This window comes from Clostridium felsineum DSM 794 (assembly GCF_002006355.2).
In the GTDB taxonomy this organism is placed as follows: domain Bacteria; phylum Bacillota; class Clostridia; order Clostridiales; family Clostridiaceae; genus Clostridium_S; species Clostridium_S felsineum.
Genome location: NZ_CP096980.1, coordinates 1316849 through 1332010, shown reverse-complemented (window position 1 = coordinate 1332010; position 15162 = coordinate 1316849). Strand labels below are relative to the sequence as shown.

Annotated in this window: 18 protein-coding genes; 2 read left to right on the top strand and 16 right to left on the bottom strand. The window is 29.4% G+C overall.

Annotated features, from left to right (window positions below; all coding sequences use genetic code 11):
- The first annotated feature begins 169 nt into the window (after window positions 1-169).
- A complete protein-coding gene (locus tag CLFE_RS06225; protein WP_308463930.1) occupies window positions 170-1069 on the top strand; it encodes a LysR family transcriptional regulator in 900 nt (299 codons plus the stop codon).
- 32 nt (window positions 1070-1101) lie between these two features.
- Here the strand turns inward: CLFE_RS06225 and CLFE_RS06220 are convergent, their stop codons facing one another.
- Window positions 1102-2316, bottom strand: coding sequence for an MFS transporter (locus CLFE_RS06220; RefSeq protein WP_169850940.1), 1215 nt, complete (start codon window positions 2314-2316; stop codon window positions 1102-1104).
- Between the two features lie 275 nt (window positions 2317-2591).
- Window positions 2592-4577 (bottom strand): oxidoreductase, encoded by a 1986-nt coding sequence (locus CLFE_RS06215; RefSeq protein ID WP_077893447.1) that lies wholly within the window; start codon window positions 4575-4577, stop codon window positions 2592-2594.
- 193 nt (window positions 4578-4770) lie between these two features.
- Between CLFE_RS06215 and CLFE_RS06210 the strand changes: the two genes are divergently transcribed.
- Entirely contained in the window at window positions 4771-5682 is a 912-nt protein-coding gene (locus CLFE_RS06210) for a LysR family transcriptional regulator (RefSeq protein WP_077893448.1), read from the top strand.
- Between the two features lie 237 nt (window positions 5683-5919).
- Here the strand turns inward: CLFE_RS06210 and CLFE_RS06205 are convergent, their stop codons facing one another.
- The 14 genes from CLFE_RS06205 to CLFE_RS06140 all read right to left on the bottom strand — a co-directional run bounded on the left by CLFE_RS06205 (window position 5920) and on the right by CLFE_RS06140 (window position 15139).
- Entirely contained in the window at window positions 5920-6441 is a 522-nt protein-coding gene (locus CLFE_RS06205; RefSeq protein WP_077893449.1) for a hypothetical protein, read from the bottom strand.
- A 132-nt stretch (window positions 6442-6573) separates the two neighbouring features.
- Window positions 6574-7116, bottom strand: coding sequence for a hypothetical protein (locus tag CLFE_RS06200; RefSeq protein ID WP_242951617.1), 543 nt, complete (start codon window positions 7114-7116; stop codon window positions 6574-6576).
- 29 nt (window positions 7117-7145) lie between these two features.
- Window positions 7146-7457, bottom strand: coding sequence for a WXG100 family type VII secretion target (locus CLFE_RS06195; protein WP_077832300.1), 312 nt, complete (start codon window positions 7455-7457; stop codon window positions 7146-7148).
- Window positions 7458-7480: 23 nt separating this feature from the next.
- A complete protein-coding gene (locus CLFE_RS06190; protein ID WP_077893450.1) occupies window positions 7481-7804 on the bottom strand; it encodes a hypothetical protein in 324 nt (107 codons plus the stop codon).
- A gap of 36 nt (window positions 7805-7840) precedes the next feature.
- Window positions 7841-9172, bottom strand: coding sequence for a tetratricopeptide repeat protein (locus tag CLFE_RS06185; RefSeq protein WP_077893451.1), 1332 nt, complete (start codon window positions 9170-9172; stop codon window positions 7841-7843).
- A gap of 146 nt (window positions 9173-9318) precedes the next feature.
- Entirely contained in the window at window positions 9319-9585 is a 267-nt protein-coding gene (locus CLFE_RS06180) for a hypothetical protein (protein WP_077893452.1), read from the bottom strand.
- A gap of 9 nt (window positions 9586-9594) precedes the next feature.
- Window positions 9595-10116 (bottom strand): hypothetical protein, encoded by a 522-nt coding sequence (locus CLFE_RS06175; protein ID WP_077893453.1) that lies wholly within the window; start codon window positions 10114-10116, stop codon window positions 9595-9597.
- A 27-nt stretch (window positions 10117-10143) separates the two neighbouring features.
- Window positions 10144-11388, bottom strand: coding sequence for a hypothetical protein (locus tag CLFE_RS06170; RefSeq protein WP_077893454.1), 1245 nt, complete (start codon window positions 11386-11388; stop codon window positions 10144-10146).
- Between the two features lie 28 nt (window positions 11389-11416).
- Window positions 11417-11854 carry a WXG100 family type VII secretion target gene (locus CLFE_RS06165; protein WP_077832294.1) on the bottom strand — a complete coding sequence of 146 codons (438 nt, stop codon included), beginning with the start codon at window positions 11852-11854 and terminating at the stop codon, window positions 11417-11419.
- A 157-nt stretch (window positions 11855-12011) separates the two neighbouring features.
- The gene (locus tag CLFE_RS06160) at window positions 12012-12305 is read right to left on the bottom strand and encodes a WXG100 family type VII secretion target (protein WP_077832293.1); all 294 of its coding nucleotides are present in this window, start codon (window positions 12303-12305) and stop codon (window positions 12012-12014) included.
- A 163-nt stretch (window positions 12306-12468) separates the two neighbouring features.
- Complete coding sequence (locus CLFE_RS06155; RefSeq protein ID WP_077832292.1) at window positions 12469-12777, bottom strand: WXG100 family type VII secretion target; 309 nt, start codon at window positions 12775-12777, stop codon at window positions 12469-12471.
- Window positions 12778-12894: 117 nt separating this feature from the next.
- Window positions 12895-13194: a hypothetical protein gene (locus CLFE_RS06150; RefSeq protein ID WP_077832291.1), complete on the bottom strand. Its 300-nt coding sequence runs from the start codon at window positions 13192-13194 to the stop codon at window positions 12895-12897.
- Between the two features lie 27 nt (window positions 13195-13221).
- Complete coding sequence (locus CLFE_RS06145) at window positions 13222-14574, bottom strand: tetratricopeptide repeat protein (RefSeq protein WP_077893455.1); 1353 nt, start codon at window positions 14572-14574, stop codon at window positions 13222-13224.
- 130 nt (window positions 14575-14704) lie between these two features.
- Window positions 14705-15139, bottom strand: coding sequence for a WXG100 family type VII secretion target (locus CLFE_RS06140; RefSeq protein ID WP_077893456.1), 435 nt, complete (start codon window positions 15137-15139; stop codon window positions 14705-14707).
- Window positions 15140-15162 lie beyond the last annotated feature (23 nt).

The window sequence follows — 15162 nt, the reverse complement described above, 5'->3', positions numbered from 1 at the left end:
ATATTATATGATATTTTTTTGATAATTTTAATACATCTTTCACGCTTTATTGATAGTTTTTATCTATCAAACATGGTATAATATACATAAAGTAAACTTTTACATTATTTTTTTGTAAGTATTATGCAATTTATCACGTTAACAGATTAACAATAGCATATTTTAGGGAGTGATTAAAATTAATTTAAATCAATTATATTATTTTAGAACTATTGCACGATTGCAGCATTTTAGACAAGCATCCTTAGAATTAAATATCTCTCAGCCAAGTTTAAGTAGCTCTATGAATAACCTAGAGGCTGAACTTGAAATATGCCTTTTTGAAAAACAAGGTCGGAATATTGCTTTAACTAAATATGGACAAATATTTCTGCAATACGTAGATAATATATTAAACGAACTAGAAAATTCTAAAAAGAAAATGAAAGAACTTGCAAGTAGTTCAGAAGGACATGTAGATATTGCTTATATATCTCCTCTTGCGCAAGTTTATATTCCCACCACTGTTCGTAGTTTTTTGAATTTAAAAGAAAATAATAATGTTACCTTTTCTTTTAAACAGGGTTTTACAGATGAAATGATTGAAGGTTTAAAACATGACAAATATGATGTCATCTTTTCATCCTTTGTTGAAAATGAACCTGATTTAACCTTTGTACCAATTATAAATCAAGAATTATTTGTTATTGTTCCACCAAATCATCCTCTTTCTAGATTTGATAACCTTGATTTAAAACAAATAGCACCTTACCCCTTAGTTGCCTATGATAAAAATTCTGGACTAGGAAAACTCTCAGAACAGCTTTTAGAAAAAGTTCTAATATCTCCTCAACGAGTTTGCGAAGCAGCAGATGAATATGCAATTTGTGCCTTAGTAGAAGCCAATTTTGGTGTTGCTATTGTTGCTGATGCACCTGCACTTAAAGACGCAAAGGTAAAAAAAATAAATATTAATAATCCATCATACTCTAGAAAAATTTATTTTGTATATAAAAAAAATAGATACTTTCCACCAGCTGTTCACAAATTTATTTCCTATTTAAAAGAAAATAGTTTAATTAAAGATTAAGAGTCTGCATTATATTAACAGACTCTTAATCTTCATATAGCCTCATCTTTTATAATTTTACCCCTCATAATTTTATTATATCTTAATTTTACTACAGATCCACAGGCTATTCCCACAACATATAAAATTAGCATAAAATAAAATACATGTACTACACTAAAGTTTTTTGTAATAACTCCTGTTAATGCTGGAATTACAGCTGCTGCCAATCCGCTAGCTGTAGATACCAATGCAATAGTAGAACCTTTTTTCTTCCAAAATAGCTCCCCCATAGTAGTTTGAGCCATTTGAAGTACTCCCGCTGAAGATGCTCCAAGTAAAGTAATTAAAACTATACTAATAGAATTAACATGTACATGTCCAAACAATAAAATCAACAATAAAACGATACCAACTGAAGGATAAAGTAATGTTATTAATGCTGGTTTTACAGTCTTTTGTAACAATTTTGCCAAAATTAAAACAGATACTAATGCACCTAAGCTATAATAAGTTATAAATTTAAGGGAAGAAATTTGATTAAAGCCTAAAACCTTTTGTGTATAAGTTGGAATCCAGGTTTGAAAAATTGTAAAAATAGCATTAGAAGTGAAGCCTATTATTACAAGTGCTATTCCTTCTCTTTTGAAATTAGCTTCTTCTGTATAATGCTCCTCTACAATCTTCTCATTTGACCTTTCAATATTAGCCTGTGGAAATTTGGAGTTAAATAGTATTATTGAATTTATTACCATTACCACTGCAATTACAAAGAAAGTATCTCCATAAAACATATTTCTATTTACAAAAAAGGATATGATATAAGGAAGAATTGCACCGCCTGTAGCTACTGAGGCTTTTATTAGAATATTTGCTGTACCTGGGGTTTCTGGAAAACACTCCATCAAAGATGCATAACTAGCTGCATCCATAAATGCATGTGATATACCTGCAAAAGCTACGAATATCATTGCTATGTAGTAACTTTTAGAAAGTGGCACTCCAATTAAAAAAATTATTGACATTAAAGGCGCTATGTATAGAAACTTCTTTCTACCAATTTTGTCCGATAAACTTCCTGCAAAGTATAAAGTAGACGATCTAACAATTCCCTCTACTGAAATAAGAAAACCTACTCCTGACACATCAGTATTAAGCTGCTTAACTAAAAATGTCATATGAGATGAAATTAAAATTAAAATCATACCTAACATACAATAACTTAAATATATTCCCAATGCCGATTTAAAATAAGGATTTTTTTTCATACTCTCTCCTCCTATGTGACAAAACTTCATATTATAAAAATAGCCAGAATATTTAATTTATCAATGTGTTTTATTTTAATAGAAAAATCAAATAAACTGGTATTCAAAAAATGTCGAAATATGAAATTTAATTAGATTGATAATATCATATTATTGAAAAGATTGCTATATTTTTAACACTCTTTTCTAAAAAAATTTTGTAAAAAGAAATCTCAAACCCAGTTTGCAAAGTTTGAGATTCTCTTTTTCAACTTCAAAATAATGTAAAACTATTCTTACATTACACCAATCTTTTTCAAAGTAAAAATAATATTTCTTCCTTCTTCAGTACCACTAATAATTTTTCTTGCTTGACGACTATCACCGATATTTAACACTTCTGCATCTTCAAAGTTTTCTAATATAGCTGTAAATTCTGGATTATATGCTTTCATCCCAAGACATACAAAACCATAATCAAAGTTTAAATCTAACTCTTTACCATCTTTAGTAACTTTGAAGTGATCTTCACATACTTCTTTAAGAACAGTTTCTGTATAAATTTCTACTTCATGTTCTTTCATTTCTTTCATCATAGACATTTTTGTTATTAAGTCCAAATCTTTAGCTACTACTGGCATCATTTCTACCATTTTAACTTTGGCATTTCTCTTTGAGAAAAATTCTGCCACATCAAGACCTACTGCACCACCACCAACTACTACTATATCTTTTCCTGAATAGTCGTGATCGTACTTATCTACATCATTAAGTAAACCAAATATGGATTTAACTTTTCCATTTTCTTTATTTATGTTTTCTTTTAATCCTTCAATTGGTGGTAATAGTGGCGTAGAACCAGTTGCATTAACTATAACATCTGGATTAAATTTCTTTATTACTTCTGCATCTGCTTTAGTATTTTTGAAAACAAATAAATTACTTAAAGTCTCACTTCTATTTACTAAGTATTTAGGAAAATCTGATATTCTCTTCTTATCGGGTAATCTAGAAATCTCACTTGCAAGTCCACCTAAATATGACTTTTCTTCAATTAAGAAAGTAGTACATCCAACTTCTGCTGCTGTACAAGCTGCTTCAAGACCAGCAGTTCCTCCACCTATAACTACAACATTTGTAGGTTTCTTAACTTTATTTTTCTTATATTCATCATTGTTAATTAAATCTGGATTTACTGTACATTTTATTGGACAATTTGCAGCTATACGATTGTTAGCACATCCAATATTACAAGAAATACATTTTCTAAGTAAAGCTTCTTCATTGTTTTTAACCTTTTCAACCCAATAAGGCTCTGCAATAAGACCACGTCCCATTCCAATAAAGTCTGCTTTTTTATCTTCAATAATTTTCTCTGCAACCTTTGGATCACGAATATTTCCTGTTATTATTACTGGCTTGTCAAATTTCTTCTTAACAGCTTCAGACATGTACGCACGCCATCCATCTTCAAGATTCATTTGATCTATTTGATAATAAAGCGAATCATTAAGTGCTGCTGAAACATTATATATATCTACTCCGTCATCTAAATATTCTAATATTTTTAGTGTGTCCTCTAAAGTGTTTCCACCCTCTACAAATTCTTCTGCACTTACTCTTAAAGAAATCGGCATTATTGGTCCAACTTCTTTTCTTATACTATCTATAACAAGTCTTGCGAATCTAGTTCTGTTTTCAACACTTCCACCAAATTCATCTTCTCTTTTATTATAAACCGGTGATAAAAATTGGCTTATTAAATACGAGTGTCCTCCATGAATTTCTATAGCATCAAAGCCTGCACTTTGAGCTCTCTTTGCAGCTTCACCATATTTTTTAGCTATTTCATATATTTCATCCTTTGTAAGTTCTCTCGGAACCGCTCCACCTGTTTTTGATGGTATGTTAGAAGATGATACAGGAGTTTGTCCAATTCTACCTGGAACAGCAGATGCTCCTGAATGATTTATTTGGATTGCAATTGATGCTCCAAACCTATGTACTCTATTTACTAACTCATTTAAGGATGGCATAAATCTATCGTGATCTATTCTTATTTGAGTTGTTCCGTTTGATCCTAGAGGAAAATCTACACATGCATTTTCAACTATTATTAAACCAGTTCCACCTTTAGCTCTTTGCTCATAATATTTTATATGATTTTCTTTAAATTCCCCATCTACATCAGCAAAATTCGTTCCCATAGGTGTCATAACTACTCTATTTCTCACTGACATTCTATTTATAACTATTGGACTTAAGAGATTTTTATATTTCATGTTTTTGCCTCCTAATTCATGTACTTACGCAGTCTACATGAAGTATGTTTATTCTTTAACAATAACCTTTGTTTTAATTATAACAAAGGTTATATTATTAATCTAATCAATATTTTAAGCATTATCTATAGAAACTATCTATAGATAATGCTATAATTTAAACTAAGATAAAACTATACTAGGAAGTGATTTAATGAATTTAAAGCAATTAGAATATTTTCGAACTCTTGCTAGAACTGAGCACTATACTAAAGCCTCTAAAGAACTCTACATAACTCAACCAAGCTTAAGCTATAGTATTACAGAACTTGAGAAAGAACTAAAAACACATTTGTTTGAAAAAGATGGCAGGAACATAAAGTTGACAAAATATGGTTCGTTTTTTTTGTCTTATGTTGAAAGAGCTTTAAATGAATTAGAAACTGGTAAAAAGCAATTATTAAAATTAACAAGTTCCACTGAGGGAAAAATTGATATGGCATTTATTTATACTTTAGGGCCTACTTTTATACCAAATTTAGTACAGTCCTTTTCAAATAACAAAGAATATGAAGGTATAAAATTTTCTTTCGCACAGGGCAATACTAAGAGCCTTATTGAAGACTTAAAAAGAGAAAAATTTGATTTAATCTTTTGTTCTTATAAAGAAGATGAACCCGAAATTGAATTTGTTCCAGTGGCTAAGCAGGATTTAGTACTTATTGTACCCAAAGATCACCCTCTAGGCATTTTAGATACTATAGATTTAAAAGCTTCTGAGGATTATCCTTATATTTTATTTAATCAAAAAAGTGGTTTAAGACCTATTATAAATGATATGTTTAATCGCGCTGATATAAATCCTGAAATTATTTGTGAGGTTGAAGAAGACAGTGCTGTTGCTGGACTGGTATCTATCGGTTATGGTATTGCTATAATACCTAAAATACCCAATTTATCGAATTTTAATGTGAAAATTATTAATATAGAAAAACCTTTGTATGAACGATATATATATGCAGCTAGATGTAAAAATTTATATCACAGCCCTGCTATGCTTTCTTTCTTTTCCTTTGCTCTTAACTACGGAAAAGAGAATTATTTAAATAAGGATATAAAGGTATGATTTATTATAGAATTAGTCTTGTTGTAAATCACAGTGAGATTAATTCTATCTTTTATTTATATACCACTCTTATTAAATAAATAATTTTGCCGCCTATTTTATAAAGAAAATCCACTTCATGCTAAGGTCTATATTCCATACCAATAATAGACGTAAAAATTGTAATTATGTAGAATTTAATCATAAATCCATTTCTTTCAGTAAAATATTTTATTTCCTTATTCATTTCTCTAACTCCTACCCTCTTACAAACAAAATAAATTTACATTCAAACTTTATATCCTTATGTATAAAGTTCATCAAATCCACATGAAATTTATCAATTTTTTCTTTATTGGGATTTAACAAAATTTTTATTTGCCGTCCTCTCTTTAATTTTATTTGCACAAACTGTCTTTTTTCATCATAGCCTTTTCCGTATGGAGACTGTAAAACTACGTCTGTACTTTTTATTAATTTTATATCTTCATACTTTACTATTCTTCTATTTATCCATCCTGTGTACTCAAGCTCATCTTTACGTAAAATAACTTCATACTTACAACTTGAGAATATATTTAAGATTGGCCAAATTATAAATAATGATATAACTAATGTTAATTCTAAAATAATAGGATGTCCATTGGGTCTAGGTGTAATAATTCCTTCTATACTCATATATGTGCAGCTTATAATAAAAGCAGTTATAAAAATTGTAAGCAAAATAAATCTAACAAGGAAAACGGGTTTTTCTTCTATATATCTTACTTCTCTTTTCATTTTATTTTTCTCCATTAAACATTATTTTTTCATATGCTCATTTCGTTAACAAAATGAAATTAACCCTCCTGTAAACTACAGAAGGATTAATTCTATTTTTTATTTACTTTTATCAAGGTTTAATTTATTTTTTTATTTAAGTCCTTGTCCTGATTTAAATGATGCATAGCCTTGTACAAAAGAAACTTTTATGTATCCGTTCTTTTTATTTCCCCATATATACGTATTATTATTTCCATTACCTGAATCTGTTACCTCTGTGATTGTTCCTTCTCCACCTAATAACGATTTTATATCTTCATACTTTTGCTTTCCGTCTATTTTATCATAATCAGCTTTTGTAACCTTTACTGAATTATCTTCAAGATTTGTTTCACTTTTTGTAGTTGCTTTCTTGTCTGTTCCGTAGCTTACTTGTATTTCTGATGAATCTTTGTTTGTCCACTTATATATTTTAATTCCATAATCTGATGAACTTAACTTTCCTTTTCCGAGTATATTCTCTGTTTGCTCATAGGTCATTCCTGTTTTAACTTTTGAGAATTTTTCATAAGTATATTCTTTACCTGAAGTGATGTCTTTTATAGACTTCCCACTGCATCCTGTTAGTCCTACTATAATTGCTACTCCTAATGCTGCTGCTAACATTTTTACTTTATTCTTTTTCATTTTCATTTGTATTAACTCCCTTATTTTTATGTATTCTAACTATCTTTTGAAAAATCACTTTTTAAATCGTTATCCAATTTTTGAAATTCGGAAGATGTTGCCTGAAGTTCTTTTATAAGCTCACCAATCATCTCACAGTGTTTTTGCATACCATCTTTAAAATCTGGAAACTGTGCATTTACAAAAGCCTCTTTAGCTTTTCCTTTCCATTCTGTTGACTCTAAAGCTTTAAGTCCACTTTCTAATTCTTTAAGTAGATTTTCTAGAGTAGTTTTACAATTCTTATATTCATTTATGGCGCTTTGTAAAGCCTCCATATTTATTTTAATATCATAATTTGCACTCATAGTTTATTCACCCACTAACTTTATTATCTATAAATCACAGTAGTATTTAATTTTTCGCTTTGTGCAATTTTTCTATCTGCTTCTTCAAAATCGCCTACTATTTGTTTTATTCCAGCAATACTATTCTTTAAACTTTCAATTTGGCTGTTTACATCTGTTGTGCATTTATTCATTTTATCAACCAAGGTAGCTGATGAACTGCATTTTAAATCCTCACTAACACTTTTGGCTGCTGCTTTTAATTTGCTGTTTCCATTGCTTTCATCAGTCACTATTCTATTTAATAATGTAATTGTACTATTAATATTGGAAACGTCTATTGATATATCATCTCTATTTAGTGCCATCTTTCTCTCTCCTACTTTTTATAAAATATTTCTTCATTAAATCAGTTTCTTCAACTCTTCATCCAACTCAACAACCGCTTTAAAGCCTGGAGTCATTTTTAATGCAAGTCTAACATCTTGTCTAGCCTCATCTTCTTTTTCCAGACCCAATCTATTTTTTGCTCTCATTAAGTAAACTTCACTTAAATTATTATTTAAATCTAAAATATATTCATAAAGTTCTTCTGCTTCAGTGTATTTTTGTATATCCCTTAAAGAATTTGCCTTTAATAAATGTAATTGATGATCATAAGGATATTTAACTATTAAAAGGTTGTATTTTCCTATAGCATCTTCATATGCTTCCTTAGCTTCTTCTAATCTATTTTCATTTTTTAAACACAAGGCTTTATAATAGTAAGAATTTATTCTATATGGATTTTCTTCGTCAGATTTTCCTATTATAGTTTCATAAAGTTCAAAGGCTGCTTCATTTTCCTTATTCATCATAAGTAAACTTGCTTTTGAAAAATATGCTTCCATTTCATTAGGTTCTATTTCAATTATGCTATCATATACTTCCTTAGCTTCTTCTATTTTTTCTAGTAATATTAATAATGAAGCTTTTTTAGATAGATATAGTGTGCTTTTATCATTTATTTCAAGTCCCGCATTTATAGCGTTTAAAGCTTTTTCTAAATCCTTTTCTTTTTCATATAAAAGGCATTTATCAAACTCAAGTAGCTCTCTTTTGCCTAATATTTCTTCTCCTGCTTTTAAGGTTTCAAAGGCTTGTTCTACTTTATTAGTTTCTCCAAGTAATACTGCTTTAAAGTGATATGCACCTTCATTATCCGCTTGAAGCTTTAAAATTCCATCATAACAACTTATAGCATCTTCATATCTTCTCATATCAATTAATATTTCTGCTTTTTTTGTCATGGCTTCTATGCTTTTATTATCTATTATTATTACTCTGTCTAGCCACTTTATTGCATCTTCTCTTTCTCCTGTAGCTTCCATACATTGTGCCATGTTATAGTATATGACTTCATTTTTTATTCCAAAATACATTGCCTTGTTATATAGTTCCACAGCACCTTTAACATCACTTTTGTAGTAGAAAAGAATATTTCCTTTTTCAAAGTATGCTTCTCCTTCATTAGGATTTTTTATAAGTACGCTGTCTATAGTCTTAATGGCATCATCAACCTTCTCTAACGCAAGAAATACTAAAGCCTTATTGTAATATGCATCTTTAAAATTCGAATCCGCTTCTATTGCTCTATTAAAATATTTTAAAGCTTCATCACCTTGTTTTTTTTGTATGAATATTATTCCTCTTTTATTTAGTTCCTCTGCTTTTGACATTGCTTTATCTTCGCTCATTTTGTCCTCCTGTATTGAAACCTATTTTATCCTTTATTTTTTCTATTTCTACATCTAATTCTTTTCGTTATCCAGAAAAAACAACTTACAACTTCATAAAATTTAATTTTTTATGTAAGCTTCTCACTTAATAATACCTACATATTTTAATCCCTTGCAACGTAATTCCCTATTATCCTAATAGCTATAATCATCAAAAATGATGTTGGCAAAATAGTTCTTCCGTCCCTAGTATAAATAAAAATCAAAAATGGTGATATTGGCAAAATCAACAAGCTTATACTAACTATTTTCTTTTTTCCCTTGCTATCTTTAACTAAATGAAGTGCCATTTTTTCCATCCTTATAAGCATAACCATATAAGCTATTACTATTAATGAAAAAACTATGATGCCCATAATAGTTCTAATCATTTTTAACCACTATCCTCTTACAAACAAAATAAATTTATTCTGAAACTTTATATCCTTATCTGTAAAATTCATCAAATCCATATGAAATTTATCAATTGTTTCTTTATTAGGATTCAACAAAATTTTTATTTGTCTTCCTCTTTTTAATTTTATTTGCACAAACTGTCTTTTTTCATCATAGCCTTTTCCATACGGAGACCATATACCTAAATCTGTACTTTTTATTAATTTTATTTCTTCATATTTTATTATTCTTTTATTTATCCATCCTGTGTATTCAAGCTCGTCTTTACGTAGAATTATGTCATACTTACAACTTGAGAATATATTTAAAGCTGGCCAAATTATAAACATTGATATTATTACTACTAATTCTAATATAATCGGATGTCCATTTGGTCTAGGTTTAATAATTCCTTCTACACTCATAAATGTAAAACCTATAATAAAAACAAGTGCAAAAATTGTAATTAAAATAAATCTAATAAGAAAAATAGGTCTTTCTTCTACATATCTTACTTCTTTTTTCAATTTTATTTTTCTCCTTTTAAATATTGGTTATTTACTATCCTTAATAAAATTATCATACACTCCTTTATATGTGTCTTCACTATACATCATTGGGAATGGTGATACTGTACTATATATTGACTTACGCTTTGCATTAATTGCCTGGGAAAGTACTCCTTTAGCATTATTAAGGTCTATACTCTTTTGATTAACAATAGATTTACCCTTATTAAGAATTTTTTCTTCTCTACTTACCTGTTTTTGTGCTGAAGATACTATATCTTTAGCTTTTTCTAATTCATTTTTTGCGTTTTTAACTTGTTTAACTGTAGCATTTGCATCATTTTTTATATTATTATAGTTACTAGCAGCTTCACTTGCTGCACTTTGAGCTGATGACAATTTTTCTTCACTCTTAATTCCCATAGCTAATTTTTTCGCATCATAAACTTCTCTACTTTCCTTCAAGGCTGTGTTTGCCTCATTAACACCCGTCTTGGCTACAGTTATAGCTTTTTCAGCTTGTCCGATACTTTTAAAGCTATCATATCCTCCTTTTAAACCCAGAAGAAGAGATGAACCATAATAGATACGATCTCCCCACTTATCTCCAAATAAATATTTTTCGCCTTCTTCAACAAAATTGCTATGATTCACTCCCATAATTTGTTCTCCTGAATCAACAATGGTAGCCAAACTATAAATAATCCCAATAGCTCCAATAACTCCAACACCACTAGCAATTGTAAGGGCTATTGCCGCAACCTCTGCAACTATAATCGCTATATTTTTAATGAGATTTCCATACTTATCCCAAAAATTTTTCATAGCAGACATTGCCTTGTCCCATTTATCTACAACATAATCTTTAATGCCTTCAAAAGTATTATCAATCTTCTTCTTAGCTGCTTGTCCCCAATCTAAGCAACCTCCAACAAAGCTTCCGTACTTTTCCTTATTAGTTAAAAGACCTACAGACTTTCTATATGTATAACTACTTGATTTTAATTTACTAGCACAATTATTATCTACTTCTTGAAACTTATTTACAGCATAATCTATATTTTTTCCTACCTTATCAATTCTAGTTTCAAGCTGCTGCATAGCCTTATATTCTTTTCCTATTTCATCTATCTTTGTTCTTAATCTTGATGAATTGCTGTCAGTTTCAAGTTTATGAAGTGCTGAAGTTAAATTTCTCTTTGCTGTTCCTATTAAATCTAAAGTTGAATTTACTCCTCTTCTTGCACTTCCCATATCTATGGTTGATATTCCAATTACTAATTCGCTCACTATCTCATCTCCATCTGCGTCTTATTTTTTATACTTCAGCTTTAATTGCATTTGCTGCAGCCTCTCCTGCTACTTTTCCTACCACACCACCTGCAGCTTTTCCTGCCTCAGCTGCTGAAGCTTTAACTGTATCTGCACTTCCGCTAGTTTTTCCATTACCGCCTTGACCTTTAATTCCATTTGCTATTGCTGTATCAGAATCATTAAATGCCTTAGCTATCTGTTCTAAATTTTTTGATAATGTATCTAACGCATCTGAATATGTATTCATATTTTGATATAATATTTTATATGTATTTTCAAACTCTTTAACTGCTTTTCCATTCCACCCATTTATGAGTCTATCAGTTACCTTCTGCATGTTTCCCTTTGAATTTTTCGCTGTATTTGATGCATCCTTAAACTTTTTTGCCAAATCCAGCATCATTCTGGTTCCAACTTGAATTTGATCCGCATTATCTGCCATTCTATTTTCCACCTCTTTAAAAATCTTAATTGTATCTTAAATTATCTACCTTTTAAGATACAAGTAAAATTTTTATCGATTATTAAGACATTCCCCCTGCAAATTTGCAGAGGGAACCTTTTTAATTTTTTAATTTTAAATGATGTAAGATAATTTATTATCTATGTAATGAACTAGCAACTCTAGCATCAGTTTCTTGCATAGTTTGTGCAGCTTGTTTAAGTTGTTGTCCTATTTGTTCTATTAATTTTGCAAATTGAGTAACTTGTGGTGCAAATTGCTCAAATTCTGCTGAGAAAGCTTTTGAAGAATCTCCTTCCCAACTTGCAACTAATTTATTTTTTTCGCTTGTTAATGTTCTTAACATGCTTTCTATTTCATTACCATTCTTTGTAAATACACCTGCTGAAGCTGTCATTTCTGTCACGGATAACCTAATTTTATCTGCCATTTCTTATTCCTCCAATATTGTTATGTCTTTTTACAAGAATTAATATATCACTTTGTGCACATCATGTCAATACATGTAATTTTTTATTTGTATTTTTTAATTTTTTTTAATTTTTCATTATAATTTGGTAATTTGGTATCTTTATCATTTTGAATTTTATATGTTATCTATGATGACCTTCGTCTAAACTTTTCATTTTAGCATCTAATCCTTCAAAACTTGTCTTAGCCATAGTTAGTTCTTTTGTTAATTCTTCTAACATAGTACAATCTTTTTTCATTGCACTATAAAATCCAGGGAAAGTATTATCAAATTCCTTTCTTGCATCACCCTCCCATGTATTTTCCAATTTACTCAGTTCATTTTCTAAATTACATAAAATATTGTTCAGCTTATCTTTACTATCTTTATAAACTTTTATAGTCTCTTCAAAAATAGCTGCATCAATTTCTATATCACACATATCTGCCATTAAACTTCGTCTCCTTATATATATGTTATCATTTATCTACTTCAAACTTTTAGTTTATCCTTGCAAATGTAATTTAGTTAGTGTTATCACTATCCACTGTGCAATGACTAAAAGTTCCTATCTTCTAATACTACTTTGAGCTAATTTTTTATCCTCAATTTCAAAACTTGATACTATCTTATTTACTGCTGATGTATCTTGGTCTATATCATCCTCAATTTTTTTTATTTCTTTAACTATTTTGTTGTACTCATCAGTAATAGGTATTACTACATTTCCTCTTAAGCCATCTTCTATATGTAAATTAGATCTAGACACTAAGCTGTATGCCTCATCTGCACTGTCACTAGCTGCCTTCAAACTACTTATAGTCTCTGCACAAGCTTCCTCATCTACTTTTATTTCACCTGAATTCATATTGTTTTTCCTCCTGCAACTTAATCTTTATCTATAGTTTTCATCCTTAGTATTTAGAATTTCTTTAAATTGTTCATCTAATTCTATTAAATCCCTATATGCTGGGTTTATTTTTATTACTTCGTTTAAGTCTTCTCTAGCCTCTTTATATCTATTTAAACTGATTCTATTTCTTGCTCTCATTAAATATGCATCTACAAAATTTCCATCTAAATCAATTATGTATTCATAAAGCTCTTCTGCCTTTTCATAGTCTCCTGTATCTCTCAAGCAATTAGCCTTTAAAAAGTTTAATTTATCATCATATGGATATTTAATAATTAGAAAATTATATTTCTTTATTGCTTCCCTGTAGGCTGTTTCTGCTTCTTCTAACCTACCTAGCCTTTTTAAATTTAAAGCTCTGTAATAGTATGAATTAATTAGAATAGGGTCTTCATCCTCTAGTTTATATATTATTTCTTTAAATAAATTTTCCGTATCTTCATATTCTCCAAGTAACATACATAGATTTGCTTTTGCAAACTTTCCTTCCATATTATTTGGGTGAAACTCTGAAATTTGATCATATACTAATTTGGCTTCATCCGTTTTCTTTAGATAAGTGAGCAATTGTCCTTTTTTTAATATTAATAAAACATTAGCTTCATCAAACACTAAGGACTTATCTACACACTCTAAAGCTTTTTCGAAGTTTTTCTGTTTTTCGAATAATATGGCTTTGTCATAATCTAAAGTCATCTGTTCACCTAATAATGCTTCTGCTGCAGCTATTGTTTCTAGTGCTTCTTCTATTTTGCCTAACTCACCCAATAGTACCGCCTTAAAATGATAGGCTTCTTCATTATCCACTTCAATTTTAAGTACTTTATCATAACATTCTATCGCTTCATCAAATCTTCTAAGCTTAACTAACAATGCTGCCCTTTTGTTCATTATTCTTGTGTTTTGAATATTTGCTATTATTGCTCTATCAAACCACTTTATAGCTTCTTCTAATTCTCCAAGGGCTTCCATGCAAAGTCCTAAATTACAATATACACCTTCACTTTTTTCTCCCAAATAAATTGCCTTATTGTATAGTTCTATAGCTCCTTTTATGTTATCTTTATAAAAAAACAATATATTAGCTTTTCCAAAATAAGCCATGCTTTCATTGGGATACTTCACTATAACCCTGTTATAACAATCCATTGCTTCATCTAGCTTGTTTATTGCTAAGCATAAATCAGCCTTATTTAGATATGCCTCTTTAAAATTTCCATCTTCTGCTATTGCCTTATTAAAATATTTTAAAGCTTCGTCTCCCTGATTTCTTTCAATAAATATTAGTCCTCTGTTATTATATTCTTGTGCTCTCGAAACTTCTTGGTACTCCATAATCTTCTCCTTTTTATATTCCTTTCATCAAATAATTCTCCATATGCTTTTCCTAATCTTATATACTTCATATAATATCTTAGCGCTATAAGAAAGAAGACTTATAAAGATTAAGTTTTTAATATTAGTTTTATTTGGTTTGATTTTCATAATACTGTGATGCAGCTGGATAACCAGAATAACTTGGGCTATCACTGTAATTTCCCATTCCCATCTTTCTTTTTTCTTCTTCCAATTGTTCTTGTTGTTTTGCCTCACTTGTTTCTTTTATGGCCTTTGACATAGCTTTTGCTGTGGCCTCATCTCGATTTTTGTACACCTGTGCTATATCAATTAAAGCTTTAGAGTATTCTTCTAATATTTCAGTATATGTATCCATATTTCTATCCAAAATAAAATATGTTTTTACAAAAGCCTTATAACTCTCTCCATTCCAATTATCCGTCAATTTTTCCGTTGCCGATTCTATATTTTGTTTTATTTCAGCACAATCTTTAGCTGCTTTATCAAACATATCTGAAGCATGCATTAGTTCATTTAATCCAACTTTAATTTTATCTGCCATTGTTTTGCCTCCTGCTGAAAATT